We start from the raw sequence: 22,887 nt of genomic DNA on the forward strand, positions 1-22,887 counted from the left end.
GCATAGGATCTGCATCCGCTTCTGATGCTCGAAGGAGATGTTGCGCATGGCGATCCTGATCCTGGGTCTGGTCCTCTTTCTCGGTGGGCACTCGGTGTCCATCTTCGCCCCCGAGTGGCGCGCGCGCGCGGTGGCGCGTATCGGTGAGTTGCCGTGGAAGGCGCTCTACGCGCTGTTTGCGCTGTTCGGCTTCCTGGTGCTGGTGTGGGGCTACGGGTTGGCGCGTCAGGCGCCGATCCCGCTCTATGACCCGCCGGTCTGGCTGCGTCATATCAATCTGCTGCTGATGCTGCCGGTGTTCACCCTGCTGCTCGCGGCCTATCTGCCGGGGCGCATCCAGCACACCCTCAAGCACCCGATGCTGGTTGCGGTGAAGCTGTGGGCGCTGGCGCACCTGCTGGCCAACGGTACCCTGGCCGATGTGCTGCTGTTTGGCGGCTTCCTCGCCTGGGCGGTGGCCGATCGCATCTCGCTCAAGCGTCGTCCCGCGCCCAGGGTCTATGGCATGCCGGCCTCGCCCGTCAACGATGCACTCGCCATCGTCGGCGGTCTGGTACTCTATCTTGCGTTCATGTTCTGGCTGCATCGGGCGCTGCTGGGAGTGGCCCCGATCGGTTGAGGCGGAGGCGCCGATGCGACAGGTCAGGGTACAGCACGAGCCGCTCGACCCACTGGCCGAGCAGGCCGTGTTCAACGACACCGACGGACGGGTCGGCGCGGTGGTGAGCTTCACCGGGCTGATGCGCGAGTTCGGCGCCGAGGGTGCGGTCGACGGCATGTTCCTCGAGCACTACCCGGGCATGACCGAGCAGGCGCTCGATGCGCTCGCCGCGCAGGCCGAGCAGCATTGGCCATTGACCGCTCTGGTCTTGGTGCACCGGGTCGGTTGGCTTGCCCCGGGTGATCCGATCGTCTTCGTCGGGGTGAGCAGCGCGCATCGCGCGGCGGCCTTTCGCGCCTGTGAGTTCCTGATCGACGCCCTCAAGACCCGTGTCCCGCTGTGGAAAAAGGAGACGAGCGGTACGGCTGAACGCTGGGTCGAGGCCCGTGACAGCGATGAGGTCGCGGCGCGGCGCTGGACCGAGGCGACGGCCCGCGACCCGGAGTGAGCGCCCTTGGGCGAGGCGCAGCCGTCGTCTCTGCCCGCTATCTGACACGCGTGTCTGGATCTCCACTCCGCACGTTTCGCCTCGGCGTACAAGGATGGTGGCCGTGCCCGGCTCGATCCCGCTGTCGAGACAGACGGGCTGGAGGCGAAGCCGCTGCGCGTACGGTCGATCCGGGACGCACTGAGCGCATCCGCGCGCGCCGGAGCCGAGGTATGCTGCGACAAGACATGGCGCAAGCCGCCATCGACCAGACGGCCCTGGAGATCTACTGGGCCGGTCTCGACGGTCGACTGATCGAGGTCAATACCACCGTCGAGCGGTTGACCGGCGTGGGGCGCGAGCGGCTGATCGGCCAGCCGGTCGCCAGCATCGACATGAGTCTCGATGCCGCGGCCTGGTCGGTGCTCGTCGCGCGTCTGCATCAGGCGCGTCACGAGCGGCGTGAGGGCGTACACCGGCGCGTCGAGGGCGAGGACTGTGCCGTCGAGGTGACGCTGTCTCTGGTCGAGTGCGACGGTCAGCCCCTGGTGTGCGCCTTCGCCCTTGAGGTTGCTCCTCGCAGCGCGGTCGAGCTGGCGCTGCGTGAGAGCGAACAGCGGTTGCGCTCGCTGATCAACGCCACCCCCGACATCATCTGCTTCAAGGACGGCGAGGGACGCTGGCTGGAGGCCAACGACGCCGATCTCGCGCTGTTCTCGCTCACCACCGTCGACTATCGCGGCAAGACCGACGCCGAGCTGGCCGAGTTCACCGATCCCTGCTACCGCGACGCCTTCCTCGCCTGTGAGTCGAGCGACGAGATCGCCTGGTGCGCCGGCCGGCTGTCGCGCGCCGAGGAGCGGATCACCCGACCGGACGGGGTGACCAAGGTCTACGACGTGATCAAGGTGCCGGTGTTCGAGGACGACGGCCGACGCAAGGGGTTGATCGTGCTCGGGCGCGACATCACCGAACGCGACTGCTACGAGCGTGCGCTGCGCGACAGTGAGGAGCGTTTTGCACTGGCGATGCGCGGCAGCGATGCCGGGCTGTTCGACTGGGACCTGCGCACCCGGCAGATCTATCTGTCGGCGCGCTGGAAATCGATGCTCGGCTACGCCGAGCGCGAACTGCCCGACCGGCTCGAGACCTGGGAGCAACTGGTCGACCCCAGGGATCGCGAGCGCTGCTGGCGCCGGTTGCGCGACTACATGAGTGGACGCTGCGACGACTTCAACCTCGAGATGCGGATGCGTCACAAGGAGGGCCATTGGGTCGATGTCCTGTCCCGCGCCTATCTGGTACGCGACCAGCGCGGTCGCGCGCTGCGCATGGTCGGCACCCAGATCGACATCTCCGCGCTCAAGCAGGCACAGCGTCAGGCCGAGACCGAGCGCAACCGTGCCAAGCAGTATCTCGACATCGCCGGGGTGATGTTCCTCGCACTCGACCTCGACGGCCACATCCTCTCGGTCAACCCGCGTGGCTGTAACGTGCTCGGTTGTGCCGAGTCGGAGCTGATCGGGCTCGACTGGTTCGCCCGCTTCCTGCCGCCGGGCGAGCGCGAGCGGCGTCACGGGCTGTTTCGCAAGATGCTCTCGGGCGCCCACCCGGAGACCGCCCTGACCGATGGTCCGATCCTGACCGCGCGTGGCGAGGAGCGGCTGATCGCCTGGCACCACAACCTGGTGCGCGATGGCGAGGGCACGGTGATCGGCACCCTGTCATCGGGCGAGGACGTCACCGAGCGCCGGCTCGCCGAGCGCGCGCTGCACGAGGAGCGTGCATTCCTGCAGCACGTGATCGACGGTATCGACGATCCGATCATGGTGATCGGGGCCGATCACCGCGTGCTGCGGATGAATCGCGTCGCCCAGCGTCTCGCCGCGGTCGATGATGCCGAACTGCACGAGTGCGGCTGCTACCAGCTCGCCCCCCATCCCTGCCTGCCCGAGGATCCGCTGTGCCCATTGCACGCCATCCTCGAGAGCGGTGAGCCGTGCAAGATGCTGCGCCACCATCGGTTGCCCGACGGCGGCGTGCGTCAGTTCGAGGTCGCTGCCAGTCCGCTGCTCGACGACGCCGGCGAGGTGATCGGCATCATCGAGGTGTCGCGCGACATCAGCGACCATCTCGAACTGCTCGACCGATTGCGCGAGCGCGAGAACAGCTATGCCCACCTCGCCCATCACGACCCGCTCACCGGGCTGCCCAACCGGCTGCTGTTCGCCGACCGGCTCGAGCAGTCGATCCGACTGGCGCACCGCGAGCACACCCGGCTGGCGGTGCTGTTCATCGATCTCGACGGCTTCAAGCATGTCAACGACAGCTTTGATCACAGCTATGGCGATCAGGTGCTCAAGGTGGTGGCGGGGCGGCTGCGGGCGCAGTTTCGCGAGGGCGATACCCTGGCGCGGATGGGCGGCGACGAGTTCACCCTGATCCTCAACGGCATCGCCCATCAGGACGACGCGGCACGGGTGGCACGCGCCATCCTGCAACTGTTCAAGGATCCCTTCGAGGTCGGTGAGCACTCGGTGTTTCTCGGCGCGAGCATCGGCATCAGCCTCTATCCCGAGCACGGCGCGCGCGCCGAGGACCTGGTGCGCAATGCCGACGCGGCCATGTATTGCGCCAAGGACGAGGGCCGCAACGGCTTCCGCTACTACTCCGAGGAGCTCACCGCGCGCGCCTTCGAACGCGTGCTGCTCGAATCGAGCCTGCACCGTGCCCTGGAGCGGAATGAGCTCGAACTCTTCTACCAGCCGCAGCTCGACCTGGTGAGCGGCGAGCTACGCGGGCTCGAGGCGTTGGTGCGTTGGCGTCATCCCGAGATGGGGCTGGTCTCGCCCGGCAAGTTCATCCCCCTGGCCGAGGAGTCGGGGATCATCATCGTCATGGGTGAGTGGATCCTCGAGCATGCCTGCACCCAGATGCGTGCCTGGCAGCAGGGCGGGCTGCTCGACGAGGGGGTGCTGATCAGCGTCAACCTCTCGCCCAAGCAGTTCGATCAGCACGCGCTCAGCGAGATGGTCGGCGGCATTCTCACTCGCACCGGTCTGTCCCCGGCGGGACTCGAGCTGGAGATCACCGAGTCGACGATGATGCGCTCGATCGAGCGCACCCGACACGTGCTCGGCGCGCTGCGCGCGCTCGGCGTGAAGATCGCCATCGACGACTTCGGGACCGGCTACTCCTCGCTGATCCAGCTCAAGCGACTGCCGCTCACCAAGCTCAAGATCGACAAGTCCTTCGTCTCCGACATCCCCGACGACGCCAACGACGTGGCCATCGCCAAGGCGATCATCGCGCTCGCCAGCAGCCTCTCGCTGGAGGTGCTGGCCGAGGGCGTGGAGACGCGCGAACAGCAGGACTTCCTCACCCGCGAGGGCTGTCATACCGGACAGGGCTATCTGTTCTCGCGCCCGCTCGAGGCGGCGGCGATCGAGCGCTTCCTGCTAGCTCTGAGGCGGGGTGGCTGAGTCCTCGGCGGCATTGGCCTGACGCGGATCGCTGGCCTCGGTGCGCTGCGGTACCGGCGCGATCGAGCGCAGCCGCAGGTGCAGCGCGGCCTTGGCCAGCAGATGGGCGCTCACCGGCGCGGTGATGAAGAGAAACAGCGTCACCAGCAGCTCGTGTAGGCTCAGCCCCTCGCCGCGGGTGCTGAAATAGACCATCGAGGCGATCAGCAGACTGCCGACACCGAGCGTGGTGGCCTTGGTCGGGCCGTGCAGCCGGGTGTAGAAGTCCTCGAGCCGCGCCAGTCCGAGCGAGCCGATGAAGGTGAAGAGCGCGCCGATCAGGATCAGCGCCGAGAGGATGATTTCGAGCATCTTGGCCTCACTCGATGATATCGCCGCGCAACAGATACTTGCACAGCGCCACGGTGCCGACGAACCCCATCATCGCGATCAGCAGCGCGGCCTCGAAATAGAGCGCGCTGCCGAGATGGATGCCGAGCAGCACCAGCAACGCCACGGTGTTCACGTACAGGGTGTCGAGGGCGAGGATGCGGTCCGGCTGATCGGGGCCGTAGAGCAGGCGCAGCAGGGCCATCACGAAGGCCGCGGCCACCAGCAGGAAGGCGATACTCACAGCGGTGCTCAGCATGGTTCGAAGACCTCCTGCAAGGGGGTTTCATAGCGGTGCTTGATGGTCGCGACCAGCGCCTCGGGATCGTCGACGTCGAGCGCGTGCACCACCAGCGTGGCGCGATCCGGACTCAGCCAGGCCGAGACCGTCCCCGGGGTCAGCGAGATGGTGTTGGCCAGCAGGCTGATACCGAGTTCCGAGCGCAGCGCCAAGGGCACCTCGACGAAGCCCGGCTTCACCCGGCGCGGGCCGCGCACGATCAGCCAGGCCACCCCCAGGTTGGCGACGAGGATGTCATAGAGCAGCACCAGCACGAAGCGCAGCAGGGTCAGCGGCTTGTGCACCCGTACCCGATCGGGCCAGAAGCGCAGGGTGAAGATCGGGATCAGCCAGCCGAGCAGCAGGCCGAGCAGCACGTGGCCGAACGACAGGCTGTTGACCAGCAGCAGCCAGATCACCGTCAGCGCCGGGGTGAGCAGTGGATGGGGCAGCAGTCGCAGCTTCATCGTGCATGGGCCTCCATGTCGCCGCCGAGCACCGTCTCGACATAGTGTTCGGGCGCGAGCAGCTGCTCGGCGGTGGCCCGGGTGAAGGCGCTGAGCGGACCGGCCCCCAGCGTCAGCCCGATGCACAGCGCGAGCAGCGCGGTGGCGGGCAGCAGCTCGGCGCGACCGGGCGTGGCCGCTGGTGGCTCGCCGGGACCGGCGCGCAGCAGCAGCAGGCTGCCGCTGCGCGCCAGGGCGACGATGCCGAGCAGCCCCGAGGTCAGCACCACGGCGAGGATCCAGGCCATCGCCGGGTCGTCGAGCGCGGCGCGCAGCACCATCAGCTTGCCAAGGAAGCCGGAGAAGGGCGGTAGCCCCGCCACCAGGATCGCGGCGATGAAGAAGAGCGTGCCGACCTGTCCGGCATGGGGCATCGTCGGGGCGTCGATCAGGCGGTCGCCGGCTGCGCCGCGGCGTCGGGCGATGCCCTCGGCGAGCAGATAGAAGGCGCCGGTGGCGAGCGTGGTGTGGACCAGGTAGTAGAGCGCGGCAGCGATGCTGTCGCGATCGCCGAGCGCGATGGCGGTCAGCAGCACCCCGATCGAGACCAGCACCAGATAGCCGATCTGGATCCGCAGCGTGGTGCTCGCCAGGGCGCCGAGGCTGCCGAGCGCCATGGTCACCAGCGCCAGCGGCAACAGCCAGGGGTCGAGCAGCCCGGCCAACTCCCCGGCGCCATCACCGAACCACAGCGTCTGGATGCGCAGGATGGCGTAGATCCCGACCTTGGTCATCACCGCGAACAGCGCCGCCACCGGCGCCGAGGTCGCGGCATAGGCCGTGGGCAGCCACAGATAGAGCGGGAAGAGCGCGGCCTTGAGCGCGAACACCGCGAACAGCAGCAGTGCGCCGGCGCGGGCCAGGCCGAGATCGTCGGGGTCGAGGGCGGCGAGTTTGCCGGCCAGATCGGCCATGTTGAGCGTCCCGGTGACGCCGTAGAGGGTCCCGGCAGCGAACAGGAACAGCGTCGAGCCGACCAGGTTGACCACCACGAAGTGCAGACCGGCGCGGGTGCGCTGGGCGCCACCGCCGTGCAGCAGCAGGCCGTAGGAGGCCAGCAGCAACACCTCGAAGAAGACGAACAGGTTGAACAGATCGCCGGTGAGGAAGGCGCCGCTGAGACCGAACAGCTGCAGCTGGAACAACGGCTGGAAGTGACGGCTGCCGGCATCGCTGCCGCGGATCGCGTAGAGCAGCGCGAACAGCGCGAGCAAGGCGGTCAGCAACACCATCCAGGCGCTGAGCCGATCGGCCACCAGGACGATGCCATAGGGCGCCGGCCAGTCGCCGAGCTGGTAGGTCAGCACGCTGCCGTCGGTGACGGCGAGCAGCAGCGCCAGCGCCACCCCGACCTGGGCGAGCACCGCCACCAGGTTGAGTCGCCGCCGCACCGTCAGCGGCAGGGCGCGGCGCACCAGCAGCAACAGGGCGCCGGCGAGCAGCGGCAGCAGCAGCGGGAGGATCACCAGATGACTCACGTGCGTCCCTCCTCGTCGGCGTGACCGTCGACATGGTCGTTGCCGAGCTCGGCGCGGGCCTTGAGCGAGAGCATGATCACGAAGGCGGTCATCGCGAAGCTGATGACGATGGCGGTGAGCACCAGCGCCTGGGGCAGCGGATCGGCGTAGCCCGGCGCCTGGGCGTCGATCACCGCCGGCTGACCGATGGTCAGTCGACCGGTGGCGAAGAGGAACAGGTTGACCCCGTAGGAGAGCAGGGTCAGGCCCATCACCACCGGGAAGGTCCGGGCGCGCAGCACCAGATAGACCCCGCAGGCGGTGAGCAGGCCGATGAGGATGGAGATCAGGGCTTCCATATCAGTCAGTCTCGCTCCTGGGCGGCGGCGCTGCGCATCAGCCCGAGATGGATCAGGATCAGCAGGGTCGAGCCGACCACCACCAGATAGACGCCGAGGTCGAAGGCCATCGCCGAGGCCAGCTCGAAGTCGCCGACCAGCGGCCAGTGCACATGGCTGAAGGTCGAGGTGAGGAAGGGATAGCCGAAGACGAAGCTCGCCATGCCGGTGAGGGTGCCCACCAGCAGGCCGGCGGCGATCAGCGGATGCATGTTGCCGTTGAGCCGGCGGTGGGTCCACTCCACGCCATTGGTCAGGTACTGCATGATCAGCGCCACGGCGGTGATCAGTCCGGCGATGAAGCCGCCGCCGGGCTGGTTGTGACCGCGCAGGAAGATGAACGCCGAGACCAGCAGCGCCAGCGGCAGCAGCAGCCGGGTGAGCGCGGCCATGATGCTCGGGTGCAGGTCCCAGTTCCAGGGGCGGCCATGGGGATCGAGCGTCATTCCGGGCAGGCGCAGCCCCTTGAGCATGGCGTAGATGCCGAGCCCGGCGAGCGCCAGCACGGTGATCTCGCCGAGGGTGTCGAAGCCGCGGAAGTCGACCAGGATGACGTTGACCACGTTGCTGCCGCCACCGCCTGGCACGCTGTGCTCCAGGAAGTATCCGGAGATGGTCTCGCCGGGACGGGTGAGGATGCCCCAGGCGAGCGCCGCGGTGCCGAGACCGGCGATCGCGGCGAGCGCGAGATCGCGAACCCGACGCACCCGCGAGGACTCGGCCGGGGTGTGCTGGGGCAGGAAGTAGAGCGCCAGCAACAGCAGCACGATGGTCACCACCTCGACCGAGAGCTGGGTGAGGGCGAGGTCCGGGGCCGAGAACTTGGCGAAGATCAGCGCAACCAGCAGCCCCAGCACCCCGATCACGATCAGCGCGGTGAAACGCTGCCGGTGCAGCGCGGTGGTGGCGATCGCCCCGGCGCCGAGTCCGAGGGCGACGATCAGGCTGATGCCGTCGGCCGGGACCAGGGTCGCCGGTCCGGTGAGCGGGGCGGTGACGCCGAGCATGCCGACGGCGCCGAGGCTGAGCGCGCTGATCAGCAGCAGCGCCACCATGCGTTGCAGCGAGCCGGTGTCGAGCGCGGCGGTGACGGCGCGCGCCGCGGCGATCACCGTGCGCTGGGTCCATCCGAACAGCACCCCGGCATCGATCAGGCCCTCGTGACGAGCGGCGACCATGAACAACGGCCGGCGCGCGGCATAGATCAGCAGGCCACCGAGCAGCGCGATCACACTCATCGCAAAGGCCGAGTTGAAGCCGTGCCAGATCGCCAGGTCATGGGCCGGTGAGTTGGACTGCAGCACGCTGTCGGCGGCGATTGCGAGCAAGGGTTCGACGGTGAGTGTCGGGAGGATGCCGACCAGCAGACAGATCGCCACCAGGATCTCCACCGGCACCTTCATCCAGTGCGGTGGCTCGTGCGGGGTGCGCGGCAGGTCGTGCGGCTCGCCGTTGAAGAAGACGTCGTGGATGAAGCGCAGCGAATAGGCCACCGCCAGCGCGCTGGCGAGCACCACGGTCACCGGCAGCACCCAGCTCCAGGCGCTCTGGTCGAAGAAGTTGGCCGCCTCGGCGAAGAACATCTCCTTGGAGAGGAAGCCGTTGAACAGCGGCACCCCGGCCATCGACGCCGAGGCCACCATCGCCAGGGTGGCGGTATAGGGCATGAAGCGCCACAGCCCGTTGATCCGGCGCATGTCACGGGTGCCGCACTCGTGATCGATGATGCCGGCGGCCATGAACAGCGAGGCCTTGAAGGTGGCGTGGTTGATGATGTGGAAGACACCGGCGACCGCCGCCAGCGGGGTGCCGATGCCGAACAGCAGAGTGATCAGACCGAGGTGGCTGACCGTCGAGTAGGCCAGCAGCCCCTTGAGATCGTGCTTGAACAGCGCGATCCCGGCGCCGATCAGCAGGGTGGTGAGCCCGGCGCCGATCACCAGTGCGCTCCACAGCGGCGTGCCCGAGAGCGCCGGGAACAACCGCGCGAGCAGGAAGATGCCCGCCTTGACCATGGTCGCCGAGTGCAGATAGGCCGACACCGGGGTCGGCGCGGCCATTGCCCGCGGCAGCCAGAAATGGAAGGGGAACTGCGCCGACTTGGTGAAGGCGCCGAGCAGCACCAGCACCAGCATCGGGGTGTAGAGCGGGTGGGCGCGGATCGCTTCACCCGAGGCGAGGATCACCGAGAGCTCGTAGCTGCCGGCGATCTCGCCGAGCAGCAGGAAGCCACCGAGCAGTGCCAGACCGCCGAGACCGGTGACGGTGAGCGCCATGCGCGCGCCCTGGCGGGCGTCCTGGCGATGGCGCCAATAGCTGATCAGCAGGAACGAGGAGAGGCTGGTCAGCTCCCAGAACATCAGCAGCAGGATCAGGTTCTCGGCCAGCACGATGCCGAGCATCGAACCCATGAACAGCAGCAGATAGGCGTAGAAGCGCCCCATGCAGTCGTCCGCGTCGAGATAGTAGCGGGCATAGAGGATGACCAGCAGGCCCATGCCGAGGATCATCAGGGCGAACAGCAGCCCGAGACCGTCGAGACGGAATACCAGGTCGAGCCCCAGCCCCGGCATCCAGGGCAGGCGTTGAATCAGGGTCTCGCCGGCGAAGGGCACCGGCAGGCTCGGCAGCAGGCAGGCCAGCGCCAGGGCGGTTACCGCCCCGGCCATCCAGGCCGAGCGCAAACGTCCGTAACGAGAGACCCACCCGGTCAGAGCGGCCCCCAGAAAGGGGACGAGGACGACGAGTGTCAGGTTCATGATGAGTATTGAGAATGCGAGGCGTTGATCGGATCGCAGCGATCAAGCATACCATCGCTCGAACGCTGCGCGAGTGCTGTTTTCATCATCGGCTCCGGGGTTGGCCGGATTCCTGCTATGCTTGGCCGCCGAGCGCTTGTCGCCGCCCGACCCCCGCCGGCGACGCCGATCCCGTCCCTAGCCGGAACCGACGCGATGCCCAATCCGACACCGATCGCCACGCGCGCGCTGGCCGAGCGCGCCGGGGTGGCGATGCTCTATCTGCTCGCCGCCAGTGCCTTCCTCTCCACCGCGCTCGCCTCGATCGCGATGGCCGGGCTGGCGTTGGCCTTCGTGCTTGCGCCGCCCGCGCCCCGAGCCCCCTGGCACTGGTCGCCCGCGTCCCTGGCGGTGGTGGCGCTCTGTCTGCTGGTGGTGGCGCGCGCCGCCGTCGCCGCGCTCGACCCGTCGGTGCCACACGGGCTGCTGTGGGAGAGTGCGCTCGACTGGTGCAAGCTGCTGCTGTTCATCCCCTTCGCCCACTTCCTCGCCGGGGAGCGCCCACGCGCCCTGCGCCTGCTCGGGCTGGCCCTCGCCGGTCTCGCCTTGGGGATGCTGTGGCGGCTCGACTGGGGGCTGCTGGCGAGCGATCCGGGCGCCTTCCTCGGTGAGCGCGACCAGTACGGCTTCACCGCCATCGCCACCGGACTCTATACCGGCTCGGCCCTGCTCGGGCTGATGCTGATGCGCGAGCGCCTGCTCGCGCGTGCCGCCCGAGCGTTTCCCCGTTGGTCGCTGATCCTGGCCTGGGGGCTGTTGCTGGGCCTGTTCGCCCTCGGTTTCCTGCAGAGCCAGTCGCGCGGCAGCTGGGTCGCCTGGCTGCCGGCGCTGCTGCTCGGTCTGGTGCTCGCCGCCCCGGCGCGCGCCCGGCTCGATGGTCGGGTGCTGCGCCGCGCGCTGTGGATCGCCGTGCTCGCCGCAGTGGTGCTGGTGCTGGTCGCCTTCCAGGCCGACGACCTGCTGTGGCGCATGCGCGAGGACCTGGCCTGGATCAGCGGCGCGCGCGAGGGCACCGCCGCCTCCTCGCTCGGCCAGCGCTGGAGCGCTCAACTGGTCGGGCTCTCGCTGTGGCTCGAACATCCCTGGTTCGGCTGGGGGCCGGGGCTCAGTCAGTGGTTGATGGACCTCAGCGGCGACCCCGGGGTGCGCGATGGCGCCGGGGTGGCACTGCGCCATCTGCACAATACCTATCTCGAGGTGCTGGTGCAGTTCGGCGTCGCCGGTCTGTTCTGCTGCGCCCTGCTCACCCTGGCGTTGCTGACCGCCTCCTGGCGCGGTTGCGCCGGTGATCGCCTGCTGCGCGCACTGCTGATCGCGCTCTGGTGCTATCTGCTGCTGTGGGAGTTGACCAACTACCGCATGGTGCGTCACGACTGGCTGATGTACTGGATCCTGCTCGCCGGGCTGAGCCAGGGGCTGGGTCGACGCCTCAATCGGGCGGGTTGAGCGGCGGCAGCCCGCCGCGCCGCCTCGGGCGAGCCGGGCGGTGTGCGCGTCGTCCGCTGGCGAGCCGGCGCGCGAGCGCGCGCTGCCAGCGACTGAACACCACCCGCTGGGCGCCGTAGCGCGCCGCCTCCAGTCGCGCCACCAGCCGCGTCAGTGCGGTGCGATCGGCGCCGGGCGCGGTGGCGAGCAGCGCCGCGACCACCTCGGGTCGACCGCGCCGTCCGCCATCGGGCAGCGCCGGGGCGAGCCGTGCCAGCCAGGTCTCCGGGGTGGTGGCGGTGCGCGCGCGCAGCAGCCCCAGGCGCAACCGCCAGCCGCCGGGCAGACCGGCCCACAATCCCGCCCATAGCCTCTCGCCGAGGCCGAGGATGCGCAGACGCACGCGCTCGAGCGCGCCCGTCAAGCGTCCAGCTGGGGGGCGGGTGAGCACCGCCCACCAATAGCCGGCGAGCACCAGCAGCACCGCGCTCACCGCCATCCATGCCGGGTGCCAGTGGATCGCGGGCCGGGAGGGCGGCGCGCCGTTCGTCACCTGCAGGGTGCGTAGCGGGGTGCGCGCCAGCTCGCCGCGCTCGCGCGCGATGTCCCACCAGGCCACCCGGATCTCGGGGAGCAGCAGCCGACCGGCGTGCTGCGCCACCAGGGTATGGGTCTCGATGCGGGTGGCGAGGAGCTGTCGTCCATCGGGCGAGAGACGGGTGTCGACCTGTGCGCGCTCGCGATAGACGCGGATGCCGTCGACCCCGGCGAGCTGGTCGGCGAGCACGGGGAGCTGCTCGCCGCTGGTGCCGGTCGCCGAGAGTTCGAGCCGCAGTCTCAGCGGCTCGCCCGGGGCCACCGGACCCTCGGGTGTCAGGCTGGAGGTGAGGGTCAGTGCGCGCGCCGGTAGCCAGGGCTCGATACCGGGCGCCGGCGGGCGGACCCGCAGCCTGAGCGGGCGCTCGCTGCCGACCTCGAAGGTGCCGCCGGCATGGCTGCCGCTGAGCCGCAGGGGGCCGGCGTCGAGCCGCCCCGGGCGCAGCGGCAGCAGGGCGAACACCAGGGTGTTGATGGTGGTGCCGTCGCCCGCGCGTCTGGGCGGCTCGGTGTGGAGTCGGCGCAGCAGCACGGTCCCGGGGCGTGGCGGCTCGAGCCCGATCCGGGTCGGTTGTTCATCGCCGCTCAGGCGCAGCCGCAGCAGCACCGGCTGATGGACATAGGGACTCGAGGTCTCGATCGACCAGCTGAGCCGGTAGTCGGGGGCACGACTGGTGGTCGGTGGCTGGGTGGGCCAGGCAGGGCGTTGGCCGGCCTGCCAGGGTGGCGGCCAGGGCGGCTGGAACTGGGCGCCGGCCTGAGCGCACCAGAGCAGGGCGAGGGCGGTGAGTGGGGCGATCGACCTCACCATGGGCGGGTCTCCCGATAGCGCAGCGGTTGTTCGCGCAGCCGGCGCAGTTCCTCGAGCCGGAACTGGTTGCGGATCAGCAGCGCCGGGTCGCCCTGGAGGCGCTCGAGTCGTTGCTCCAGGGTGGCGTCGGGGTCGAGCGGCCCGGGCAGGTCGCCGGTCTCCGCTGGGGGGGCGTCCTCGCCGGGGGCCGTCTCGTCCGGCCCGCTCCTCGGCAGATCGAGCCCCGGCTGCGCGCCGTCCGGGCCGCGCCGCTGGCCCTCGCCCGGTTGTGCGGCGCGCTCGCCGGTCTCGCCCTGCTCGCCCGCGCCTCGGTCGGGCGCCTGCTCGCCCGCGCTGCCCCGGTCTCGCGCGTCCGCGGGGGCCGTGCCCGGGGTGGTCGGACCCTGGTCGCCGCCGTCACCGTCCTCGCGGCCCGTCTCCGGTGTCGCGTCGTCCGTGTCACCCTGGTCGGTCTCGGTCTCGGTCTCGGTCTCGGTCTCGGTCTCGGTCTCGGTCTCGGTCTCGTCGGCGCGACCGGTGTGCTCGCGGTCGCCGTCGTCCGCACCATCGCCGGTCCCGTCGGCCGCCCCGCTCTCGCCGTCGTCCTCCCCGTTGCCCGCCGTCGTCGATTCGGCTCGACCCGCATCCTCCGATCGATCACCCTGACCAGACTGCTCCGACTGCTCCGACTGCTCCGACTGCTCCGACTGCTCCGACTGCTCCGACTGCTCCGACTGCTCCGACTGCTCCGACTGCTCCGACTGCTCCGACTGCTCCGATGCTTCAGACTGTTCCTGCTGTTCCTGCTGTTCCTGCTGTTCCTGCTGTTCCTGCTGTTCCTGCTGTTCCTGCTGTTCCTGGTTCTCGTCCTCTTCCTCCTCCTCGGGTTCGAGCCGGGCGAGCAGGGCGCGGGTGAGGGCGAGGTTGTGCGCGGCGTCGGCGTCCTCCGGATCGAGCCGCAGCGCCTCGCCGTAGGCGGTGGCGGCGCCGGCGTAGTCGCCGAGCTGGAAGCGGGCGTTGCCCTGGTTGTAGTGCGCCGCGCTGCCGTGCTCGCCGGTCTCGGCGGCCTCGGTGAAGGCGCGTTCGGCCTCCTGGTAGCGCTCGGCGCGATAGAGCGCGACACCGCGTCGGTAGGGATCGCTGAAGCCCTCGGCGGCGGTGGCGTAGTCGCCGGCGAGATAGTCGCCATAGGCGCGCTGGGCACGGTTCTCGAACCAGTCGGCGGCGCCCGCTGCGGTGCCGAGACCGAGCAGCAGCGCGAGTATCGTGCGCCTGCTCAAGACCCACCCCCTGGACGCCGCCAGGGATGGCGGAACTCGGCCAGTACCAGCAGCGCGAGGACGATCAGGGGGATCCAGAAGCGCTCGTTCCAGATTCGCGTCCGTTCGTCACCGGCCGCGGCGGATCGCGCCCGCTCGGCACTGGCGTCGAGCAGTGCGCGGGTGTCGGCCTCGCCGTGGATCGCTTCGCGGTAGCGCCCGTCGCCGGCCACGGCGAGCGCCTCGAGCCGTTCGGGTTCGAGCGTCGAGCGCACCGGTTGACGGGTCGGGTCCATGGGGTCGCGCACCCAGCCGCCCTGGGGCGCGGGCACCAGCGCACCCTGCTCGGTGCCGACGCCGAGGACGTGCAGACGGATGCCGCGCGCGGCGAGCGCGCGTACCTGCTCGAGCGGCAGCGGGGTGGCGAAGTCGCCGTCGGAGATCAGCAGGATGGCGCGCGCGCCATCGGCCGGCAGCGGGTCGAGCAGCTGTGCGGCACGTTCGAGTGCGCCCTCGAGGTTGCTGCCCTGGAGCTGGGGGCTGGCCAGGTCGGTGGCGAGCACGGGCAGGCGCGAGAGCAGGGTGGCGCTGTCCTCGGTGATCGGGGCGAGCACGTGCGGGACCGAGGCGAAGGCGATCAGCCCGAGACGGTGATGGCGATTGGCGCGGATCAGGTCCTCGAGTTCCTGACGGGCGCGCCCGAGCCGGTCGGGGGCGAGATCGGTGCAGCGCATCGAGCGCGACACGTCGAGCAGCACCAGCAGGTGATTGCCGGGGTGGAACAGCCGCACCTCCTGATAGCCCCAGCGCGGCCCGGCGAGGGTGAGCACCAGCAGGGTCCAGAGCAGTGTCCAGCGGCGCAGTGGGTGGCCCCGTCGTCCCGGCGTCGACGGCGCGACCAGCAGGTGCGGCAGCAGGTGGGCGTCGGCATAGGCGCGCAACGCCGCCGGCGCGCCTGCCAGCGGCGCGCGCCGGCGCCGCCACCACCACAGCGCCGGGATCGCCAGCAGCCCGAGCAGCCACAGCGGTTCGGCCAGGTGCGGTCCGGCGGCGCTCATGACGCCACCCCGCGATCCCGGATCCCCAGCGCGAGCAGGGCCGCCAGCGCGAGCAGCAGCGGCCAGCGGTAGAGCGGCTGGGGCAGGTAGAGGGTGCGCGCCTCGCTCGCGGTCTTCTCGAGCCCGTCGATCTGCGCCGAGATGCGCGCCAGGGCGTCGCCGTCGGTGGCGCGGAAATAATCGCCGCCGGTGAGGGCGGCGATCGCGCGCAGCGTCTCCTCGTCCATGGTGAGGTCGTCGCGATAGCGGATCTGTCCCTCCTCGCGGATCGGGATGCGCTGCTGCTGGCTGCCGACGCCGATGACATGGATGCGGATGCCGTAGTGCGCGGCCAGTCGCGCCGCCTCGCGTGGGTCGAAGCCGCCGGCGTTGTTGTCGCCGTCGGCAATCAGCAGCAGCACCCGCGAGCCGGCGGGACGCTCGCGCAGCTTGAGCGTGCCGAGTGCGATGGCGTCGCCCAGCGCGGTGGCCGCGCCCGCGATCCCGGGGACCAGGTCGGCGAGCTGCTGGCGTACCGCGGTGCGGTCGAGGGTCAGCGGCGCGAGCACGAAGGCCTGGGCGCCGAACAGGATCAACCCCACGCGGTCGCCGCTGCGCCCGGCGACGAAACGATCCATCACCGTGCGCACCACCTGCATGCGATCGAGCTGGCGCCCGTCGCCGAGGTCGAGCGCGGCCATCGAGTGCGAGGCGTCGACAGCGAGCATCAGGTCGTAGCCCGGGGTGCTGATCTCGGTGTGCGGGGTGAGCCACTGCGGGCGGGTGAGCGCGGCGACCAGTGCCAGCCACAGCAGCAGCCACAGCAGCCGGTCGAGGCGCGCCGCGCCGCCGGTGCCGTCGCCGCCTGCGGCGAAGACCGCGCGCAAGCGCTCGGGGTGGGGATGGCGCAGTCCCGGGGTGGTCGATCGCGGTGGCGTCGGGCTGGATCCGATCCGGCGCCGCAGCAGCCGTGGCAGCAGCCAGGGCAGCGGCAGTGCGAGCGCGGCCCAGGGCCAGTGCAACTCAAGCATCGCCGGCCTCCCGGTAGGGCGCGGCCCGGGTCCAGGACTGGGTCGCCGCGATCAGTGGCGCGAGTGATGGCATGGGGGTCTGTCCGGGTGGGGCATAGCGTGCGCCGATCAGCGCCTGGCCGTGCTCGCGCCAGGGGAAGCCCGCCGGGTCGGCGCGTTCGAGCCATTCCAGCCAGGCCTCGCCGCAGCGCCCGGCGACGCCGTCGCGCCCGCAGCGGGCGATGGCGATGCGGCGCAGCAGTTCGGAGAACTCGGCGAGCAGGCGTGCCGGGTCCTCGCCGTCGCGCTCGCGGCGCGCCAGCGCGTGCAGTCGTCTGCGGGCGTCGACACGCCAGCCGCTGTGGCTGCGCGCGAGCCGGACGAGCGCGCGACCGAGCGGCGCGCGCCCGCGCCACAGCAGCCAACCGCCGAGCCCGAGGGCGAGCGCGAGCAGCCACCAGCCGGGGGCCGGCGGCCACCAGGGGACGGCGTCGATATCGTGGATGTCGCGCAGTCCGCCGTGCTCGATCATCGGTGTGCCCTCGACCGGGCGTGACGCGCCAGCCCGTGGATCAGCGCCAGATGGATCTCGCTGTCGGTGGCGATCGGGATCAGGATCAGTCCGAGTCGGTGGGCGTTGGCGCGCAGTCGTGCGCGTCGCGCCTCCCAGGCCGCGCGATAGGCGTTGCGGGCGGCGGGATCGTCGGTGTCGAGCTGATGTCGGTGACCGTCGGGGCCGACGAAGCCGACCCGGCCCATCGCCGGGATCTCGCGATCGGCCGGGTCGTCGAGCGCGAGCAGCACCAGGGTGTGGCGCTGACGCAGCTCGCCGAGCAGGGTCTCGAACCCCGGTCGGTCGCGGTCGAGATCGGCGATCAGGAACAGCAGCGAGCCCGGCGGCAGTCCGGCGGCGGCGCGGCGCAGGGTCTCGATCACCGGCGTGGTCGGCGACCCGGGGTCGAGCGGCGCGGCGAGCGTGCGCAGCAGCTGCCAGAGCGCGCGTCGACCCCGTGCCGGGCGCAGCATTTGCGGCGCCGGGGTGCCGAACACCAGTCCGCCGACGCGGTCGTGGAGTCGGCTCGCGGCCCAGCCGATCAGCGCTGCGGCGCGCGCCGCCTGCACCGACTTGAAGGTGTTGCGGGTGCCGAACTCGAGGTGCGCGCCACGCTCGACGCAGAGCAGCACGGCGCGCTCGCGCTCCTCGCGAAACAGCTTGAGATGCGGGGTGTCGGTGCGCGCGGTGACCTTCCAGTCCATGTAACGGATGTCGTCGCCGGCACGGTACTCGCGCACCTCCTCGAAGTGGATGCCGGCGCCCCTGAACACCGAGGCGTAGAGTCCGGCGAAGGGCGAGTTGACCAGGTGGTGCGCGGGCAGGCCCAGGGCGCGGGCCTGGTGACGCAGTTCGAGCAGGTCGTCGAGGCGGACGCCGGGCTGCTGCATGGCGGCGCTCAGGGGATGGCGACCAGGGCCAGCAGGCGCTCGATCAGGGTGTCGGTGGTCACCCCCTCGGCCTCGGCCTCGAAGCTGAGCAGGAGGCGGTGACGGAGGATCTCCGGGGCCACCGCCTGGATGTGGTGCGGGGCGACGAAGCGCTCGCCGTCGAGCCAGGCGCGGGCGCGGGCACAGCGGGCCAGGGCGATGCTCGCCCGTGGCGAGGCGCCGAAGCGGCACCAGCGCGCCAGGTCGGGGTGATAGCGACCGGGGTCGCGGCTGGCCTGTACCAGATCGACGACATAGCCCTCGAGCCTGGGGTCGAGGTGCAGCGCGGCGACCTCGGCGCGGGCGTGCTGCAGCTCGGCCTGACTGAGCAGCTGGTCTGGCGGTGGGCTGGGTTCGGTGTGGCGGCGCTGGTCGAGGGCGAGGATGGCAAGCTCCTCGTCGCGGCTGGGGTAGTCGACCACCGCCTGCATCAGAAAACGGTCGAGCTGGGCCTCGGGGAGGTGATAGGTGCCCTCCTGCTCGACCGGGTTCTGGGTCGCCAGCACCATGAACAGCCCGGGCAGCGGATAGGTGCGCTGGCCGACGGTGATCTGGCGCTCGGCCATCGCCTCGAGCAGCGCCGACTGCACCTTGGCCGGGGCGCGGTTGATCTCGTCGGCGAGCAGCACGTTGTGGAACAGCGGTCCCTGACGGAACTCGAACTCGCCGCGCTCGTGGCGATAGATGTCGGTGCCGATCAGGTCCGAGGGCAGCAGGTCGGGGGTGAACTGGATGCGGTGGAAGTCGCCCTCGAGCCCCTCGGCGAGTGCCTTGACCGCCGAGGTCTTGGCCAACCCGGGCATGCCTTCGACCAGCAGGTGGCCGTCGCTGAGCAGACAGATCAGCATGCTGTCGACGAAGGCGTGCTGGCCGACGATGCGCGCGCTGACGTGGGCGCGCAAGGGCTCGAGAGGGGCGTTCGCTGTCATGCTGGTGCGCGTCCTGTCCGAATGGCGTGGATGGATCGCCGGGCGCCGTGTCGGGCGCCGGCGGGCGGACTCGGGCGAGGGCAGTGGGGATACCGATTTAACGATATACGGATCGTGACCGCGAGTTCCAAGTCCGGGCCGGTTGTCTGCGTGCTGACGATTCGGCATCGGGGCCGTGGCAGATCGATGTTCGCCGATCGTCTCGTTCGTCCGTCGTCATCTCGACCGGGTTCTCCGGTGGGTGTCGCGAGGCGGCGTGGAGATGGGGTGATTGGGCGTTTTCGTGGGTTGTTCACATCTGTCAACCCCCGCTTGCGATAGCCCAGGACACTCAGGGTGATGGTGTGAGGAAGTGTTTTTTTTGATTTTATATTTTTGATTTGATTGGATTATTTTTATTTTCCCGGGACCCTTGGAGCAAGGGGTAGAGAGTGATTGAGTGAGAATCGGCGGCGGTTGCGCCAGTTTTGTGCACAAAGTTATCCACAAGTTCGACGAATGCGGAAATGCCCAATCCGGACGCGAGGTTGCGAGCGAGTGACGAGAAGACGTAAGAAGAGTGACGGCTAACTGAACATCGATCCATCGAGGTCGAGGGGCATCCTTGTCTTGGTCGTGCGCGACCGCCATCTTTCGGATCCATGATGTCCGCTGGACGGTTCCCCGCTGAGACACGTCTCGTCAACGCCTCGCCCATCCACCGCCGCTCCGATGGAGATGCCGATGCCCGACCCCCGCCTCGACCAGACCCGCGATCTCATCGCTCTGCTCGGCTCCTGGCAGCTGGGGGCGGCCGAGATCTCCGCCCTGCTGCAACTGCCCGCCGGGGTCCGACCTCGCCAGCTGGGGCGTGTACCGCTGTCCGATCATCCCGAGACCGCCCGTCGCGCCGACTATCTGCTGCGCATCGAGGCGGCGCTGCGCACCAGCTTCCCGCGCAGCCCGGAGATGCGTCGCCATTGGGTGCGCCGCGCCAGTCGTCAGTTCGCACGCCGCGCGCCGCTGCAGGTGATGCTCGAGGACGGCGAACCCGGGCTGATCGCGGTGCTCTCGCATCTCGACTGTACCTTCGCCTGGGACCTGACCGGCTCGCGCAGCGACTACCAGCGTCTCGGTGACGGCGACTAGCCGGACGGCCGCCGAGCGGGGCATGCTCCCGGACATGGCCGGACGAGCATGGTGACGATGATGCAAGGGGCGAGGATCGGGTGGCTGCTGCTCGTCCTGGTGGTGACGGGCTGTGATGCCGCGGACTCGGGTGAGGCGGGCGCCGTCGCCGCGCTCGACTATCGGGTGGTGGCGCGCTTCGCCCACGACCCCGGGGCCTTCACCCAGGGGCTGGCTTTCGCCGACGGCGCGCTGTTCGAGGGCACCGGCGAGTATGGCGGCTCGTCGCTGCGCCGGGTGGCGCTCGCCACTGGCCGGGTGCTGCAGCGTCACGACCTGCCCGAGCGCCTCTTCGGCGAGGGCATCACCCCCTGGGAGGATTGGATCGTGCAGCTCACCTGGCGCGCCCGGGTCGGGCTGATCTACGACCGCGCGACCCTCACCCCGGTCGATCGCTTCACCCTCCCCGGCGAGGGCTGGGGCATCACCCATGACGGGCGCAACTGGATCATCAGCGACGGCAGCGCCTATCTGAGCTTCATGGATCCCGAGCGGCGCGTGATCCGGCGCCGCGTGCTGGTGCGCGAGCGGGGGCGTGCGCTGCGCTGGCTCAACGAGTTGGAGTACACCCCGACGGGGGTCTGGGCCAATGTCTGGCGCAGCGACCGGTTGGTGCGCATCGACCCCGCCAGCGGGGCGGTGACCGCGACCCTGGACCTGAGCGCGCTGTGGCCGCGCGCGCAACGTCCCCCCGGGACCGACGTGCTCAACGGCATCGCCTATGCCCCCGAGCAGGACCTGCTCTATGTCACCGGCAAGCGCTGGCCCTGGCTCTATGCCCTGGAGCTGCTGGCGGCGAGCGCCTCGACCGCCTCGCAGAGGAAGTGACCGAGCATCAGGTGCAGCTCCTGCACCCGCGGGGTCTCGGTCGAGGGTACCGCGAGCACCTGATCGGCGCCGCGCGGGGCGGTCTCGGCGGGCAGCGCGCCGGTGAGCAGTACGCCGTAGAGCCCACGCTCGGCGGCGACCTCGAGGGCGCGCAGCACATTCGGCGAGCGCCCGCTGGTGGTCAGCGCCCAGAGCACGTCGCCGGGCCGGGCGAGTCCGGCGAGCTGGCGGGCGAAGACCTCGTCGAAGGAGAAGTCGTTGGCCACCGCGGTGGCGGCGCTGGGGTCGAAGCCGAGCGCGATCGCCGGCAGCGCCGGGCGGGTCTTGTCGGCGAAGGGGCCGATCAGCTCGCCGCTGAGATGGGTGGCCTCGCCGGCGCTGCCGCCGTTGCCGCAGATGAACAGGGTGCCGCCGGCGGCGATCGCCTCGGCGGTGCGCGTCGCCGCGCGCACGCAGCCCTCGAGCAGTGCGCGATCGGCGCGGGTGCGCTCGAGCAGGTCGGCGGTGGCGGCGAGACGCTCGGCGAGCAGGTCGGCGAGGGCGGATGGGGAGGGCGTCATCGGTCGGGCTGTCCAGGGGCTGTCGGGCGATCGAGGCATGCTAGCCGAAACCGGCGCGTGCCAGCCAGCGAGGGCTGTGGGGTTTGCGACGCTGTGTCGGGGTTCGTCGGATCACGGACGTCGCCGGGCGGGCGTGGCGGGGTGGCGATCACGCCCGCCGCCAGCGCTCCGGCGCCGATCGCGGGTGTCTGGCCTGCCATGGTCCGGAGTTTGCAATGGTTTGCACCTGAATACAGCGTCGCAGCCACGGAGGTCCGGATGTCGAGCCTGTTGGAATCTCTCGTTGATGCCCTTGCGCGGGGCGAGCTGGTGCCCTGTCTGGGACCCGGCGCGCTCGCCGGGGTGGTCGATCGCGAACGCGGCGAGCCGATCCCGGCCGACAGCGATTCGCTGATCCTCGCGCTCAACGGCGGGCGGCCGATGTCGCGGCGGCTGATGTGGGAGTTCTCGCGCGCGGCGATGAACGTCGAGCTCAAGCGCGGGCGCGGCGCGGTGCAGCGCTTCCTCGATGCCACCTACGCGGGGCGGCCATGGACGCAGGCACCGCTGCACGCCTGGCTGGCCGGGACCGCTCCCGGCTATGTCATCGATCTCAATCGCGATCTCCAGCTCCAGCACCTCTATGCCGAGCGCCCGCACGTGCTGGTGCGCGGCATCGCCCGGGTGGGGGGGACGGACTACCGCTTCCGCATCCATGTCCACGACGGCTCGGGGTATCGCGAGGTCGATCAGGATGCGGTCGATCCGGCGTTGCCGGTATTGTTCAAGCCGCTCGGCAGCCCCGAGCCGGGATCGACCTATATCGCCTCGGACGCCGATTTCGTCGACTATCTCACCGAGCTGATGGGCGGCTTTGCCATCCCCGCGTTCGTCAAGGCCCGTCGGCGCGGGCTGCGCTATCTGCTGCTGGGACTCAACCTCGATCGCGACACCGAGCGGATGCTGGTCACCGAGCTGATCCACGCCGCCGGCTCGCCCGCGGGCTGGGCGCTGATCCCCGATCCCACCCCCAGGGCGCGCCGCTTCTGCGCGCGTCAGGGCATCACCATCGTCGAGGCCGGGGTGGATGAGCTGCTCGAGGGGTTGGCCTATTTCGATGACGAGGCCTGTGCGACGGCGGGCGCGCTCGGGTGCTAGACTGATCGCGCGACATCTCGACCCGCATGCGCGATCGCGCGATCCGAGCCGACCCCGACCTCTCCTGTCCCGGCGCCGCTCCCGGCGCCACGGGCGGGTCCGCTCACGACCTGCGGTGACGGGCGGTGTCGCCACGGCGCTGACACGGGCGTGAGCCCAACCCCGTCCCTGCCTCCGCCGCGCGGTTCGTGCCGCGGCGCCCCGCGACACGGACCCTGCTCCTGGGCCTGCGGGGCGCGTCCAGCCCCGGATCGACGCGCGATCCGGGGTCACTCGAAGCGGAAGGCT

The 22,887-nt window shown here is 70.2% G+C and carries 21 protein-coding genes; 7 read left to right on the plus strand and 14 right to left on the minus strand.

Features of this window, described 5'->3' with window-relative positions:
* The first annotated feature begins 46 nt into the window (after window positions 1-46).
* The 3 genes from ACAM26_RS03335 (at window position 47) to ACAM26_RS03345 (ending at window position 4,570) form a co-directional block, all read left to right on the plus strand.
* A complete protein-coding gene (locus tag ACAM26_RS03335; protein ID WP_123142174.1) occupies window positions 47-619 on the plus strand; it encodes an NnrU family protein in 573 nt (190 codons plus the stop codon).
* 13 nt (window positions 620-632) lie between these two features.
* Window positions 633-1,109 (plus strand): molybdenum cofactor biosynthesis protein MoaE, encoded by a 477-nt coding sequence (locus ACAM26_RS03340; protein ID WP_123139126.1) that lies wholly within the window; start codon window positions 633-635, stop codon window positions 1,107-1,109.
* A 212-nt stretch (window positions 1,110-1,321) separates the two neighbouring features.
* A complete protein-coding gene (locus tag ACAM26_RS03345; protein ID WP_369613110.1) occupies window positions 1,322-4,570 on the plus strand; it encodes an EAL domain-containing protein in 3,249 nt (1,082 codons plus the stop codon).
* On the opposite strand, the gene ACAM26_RS03350 is transcribed toward ACAM26_RS03345, so the two are convergent.
* The 6 genes from ACAM26_RS03350 to ACAM26_RS03375 are packed head-to-tail and all read right to left on the minus strand — an operon-like array spanning window position 4,547 to window position 10,339.
* Window positions 4,547-4,921 carry a Na+/H+ antiporter subunit G gene (locus ACAM26_RS03350; protein ID WP_234526122.1) on the minus strand — a complete coding sequence of 125 codons (375 nt, stop codon included), beginning with the start codon at window positions 4,919-4,921 and terminating at the stop codon, window positions 4,547-4,549. The genes ACAM26_RS03345 and ACAM26_RS03350 overlap by 24 nt on opposite strands.
* A 7-nt stretch (window positions 4,922-4,928) precedes the next feature.
* Window positions 4,929-5,198, minus strand: a complete 270-nt coding sequence (locus ACAM26_RS03355) for a K+/H+ antiporter subunit F (protein WP_005222186.1) — start codon at window positions 5,196-5,198, stop codon at window positions 4,929-4,931.
* Window positions 5,192-5,686: a Na+/H+ antiporter subunit E gene (locus tag ACAM26_RS03360; RefSeq protein WP_123139129.1), complete on the minus strand. Its 495-nt coding sequence runs from the start codon at window positions 5,684-5,686 to the stop codon at window positions 5,192-5,194. The genes ACAM26_RS03355 and ACAM26_RS03360 overlap by 7 nt, the downstream gene beginning before the upstream one ends.
* Window positions 5,683-7,203, minus strand: coding sequence for a monovalent cation/H+ antiporter subunit D (locus ACAM26_RS03365; protein ID WP_369613111.1), 1,521 nt, complete (start codon window positions 7,201-7,203; stop codon window positions 5,683-5,685). Before ACAM26_RS03365 ends, ACAM26_RS03360 begins: the two co-directional genes overlap by 4 nt.
* Window positions 7,200-7,541, minus strand: a complete 342-nt coding sequence (locus tag ACAM26_RS03370; protein WP_369613112.1) for a Na+/H+ antiporter subunit C — start codon at window positions 7,539-7,541, stop codon at window positions 7,200-7,202. Before ACAM26_RS03370 ends, ACAM26_RS03365 begins: the two co-directional genes overlap by 4 nt.
* 5 nt (window positions 7,542-7,546) lie before the next feature.
* Entirely contained in the window at window positions 7,547-10,339 is a 2,793-nt protein-coding gene (locus ACAM26_RS03375) for a monovalent cation/H+ antiporter subunit A (protein WP_369613113.1), read from the minus strand.
* A gap of 195 nt (window positions 10,340-10,534) precedes the next feature.
* Between ACAM26_RS03375 and ACAM26_RS03380 the strand changes: the two genes are divergently transcribed.
* On the plus strand, window positions 10,535-11,824 hold the full coding sequence (locus tag ACAM26_RS03380; protein ID WP_165913404.1) for an O-antigen ligase: 1,290 nt from the start codon (window positions 10,535-10,537) through the stop codon (window positions 11,822-11,824).
* Here the strand turns inward: ACAM26_RS03380 and ACAM26_RS03385 are convergent.
* Genes ACAM26_RS03385 through ACAM26_RS03415 form a run of 7 tightly spaced genes read right to left on the minus strand, consistent with a single transcriptional unit; the run spans window position 11,808 to window position 18,907 of the window.
* A complete protein-coding gene (locus ACAM26_RS03385; protein ID WP_123142169.1) occupies window positions 11,808-13,211 on the minus strand; it encodes a BatD family protein in 1,404 nt (467 codons plus the stop codon). The two genes, ACAM26_RS03380 and ACAM26_RS03385, sit on opposite strands and share 17 nt — an antisense overlap.
* On the minus strand, window positions 13,205-14,470 hold the full coding sequence (locus ACAM26_RS03390; protein WP_369613114.1) for a tetratricopeptide repeat protein: 1,266 nt from the start codon (window positions 14,468-14,470) through the stop codon (window positions 13,205-13,207). The genes ACAM26_RS03385 and ACAM26_RS03390 overlap by 7 nt, the downstream gene beginning before the upstream one ends.
* On the minus strand, window positions 14,467-15,507 hold the full coding sequence (locus tag ACAM26_RS03395) for a VWA domain-containing protein (protein ID WP_369613115.1): 1,041 nt from the start codon (window positions 15,505-15,507) through the stop codon (window positions 14,467-14,469). The genes ACAM26_RS03390 and ACAM26_RS03395 overlap by 4 nt, the downstream gene beginning before the upstream one ends.
* Window positions 15,504-16,517 (minus strand): VWA domain-containing protein, encoded by a 1,014-nt coding sequence (locus ACAM26_RS03400; protein ID WP_369613116.1) that lies wholly within the window; start codon window positions 16,515-16,517, stop codon window positions 15,504-15,506. Before ACAM26_RS03400 ends, ACAM26_RS03395 begins: the two co-directional genes overlap by 4 nt.
* A complete protein-coding gene (locus tag ACAM26_RS03405; protein WP_123139137.1) occupies window positions 16,510-17,028 on the minus strand; it encodes a DUF4381 domain-containing protein in 519 nt (172 codons plus the stop codon). Before ACAM26_RS03405 ends, ACAM26_RS03400 begins: the two co-directional genes overlap by 8 nt.
* Entirely contained in the window at window positions 17,025-17,939 is a 915-nt protein-coding gene (locus tag ACAM26_RS03410; protein ID WP_369613117.1) for a DUF58 domain-containing protein, read from the minus strand. Before ACAM26_RS03410 ends, ACAM26_RS03405 begins: the two co-directional genes overlap by 4 nt.
* Before the next feature lie 8 nt (window positions 17,940-17,947).
* A complete protein-coding gene (locus tag ACAM26_RS03415; protein ID WP_123142164.1) occupies window positions 17,948-18,907 on the minus strand; it encodes a MoxR family ATPase in 960 nt (319 codons plus the stop codon).
* Between the two features lie 723 nt (window positions 18,908-19,630).
* Between ACAM26_RS03415 and ACAM26_RS03420 the strand changes: the two genes are divergently transcribed.
* Entirely contained in the window at window positions 19,631-20,035 is a 405-nt protein-coding gene (locus tag ACAM26_RS03420; RefSeq protein WP_123139333.1) for an antitoxin Xre/MbcA/ParS toxin-binding domain-containing protein, read from the plus strand.
* Between the two features lie 57 nt (window positions 20,036-20,092).
* Window positions 20,093-20,902 (plus strand): glutaminyl-peptide cyclotransferase, encoded by an 810-nt coding sequence (locus ACAM26_RS03425; RefSeq protein WP_369613118.1) that lies wholly within the window; start codon window positions 20,093-20,095, stop codon window positions 20,900-20,902.
* On the opposite strand, the gene ACAM26_RS03430 is transcribed toward ACAM26_RS03425, so the two are convergent.
* On the minus strand, window positions 20,848-21,462 hold the full coding sequence (locus ACAM26_RS03430; RefSeq protein WP_369613119.1) for an SIS domain-containing protein: 615 nt from the start codon (window positions 21,460-21,462) through the stop codon (window positions 20,848-20,850). The genes ACAM26_RS03425 and ACAM26_RS03430 overlap by 55 nt on opposite strands.
* Window positions 21,463-21,720: 258 nt before the next feature.
* Here ACAM26_RS03430 and ACAM26_RS03435 point away from each other — a divergent pair, with 258 nt between their 5' ends.
* Window positions 21,721-22,599, plus strand: coding sequence for an SIR2 family protein (locus ACAM26_RS03435; protein ID WP_123139142.1), 879 nt, complete (start codon window positions 21,721-21,723; stop codon window positions 22,597-22,599).
* Window positions 22,600-22,887 lie beyond the last annotated feature (288 nt).

The sequence above is a fragment of the Marichromatium sp. PS1 genome (assembly GCF_041155115.1).
Classification (GTDB): domain Bacteria; phylum Pseudomonadota; class Gammaproteobacteria; order Chromatiales; family Chromatiaceae; genus Marichromatium; species Marichromatium gracile.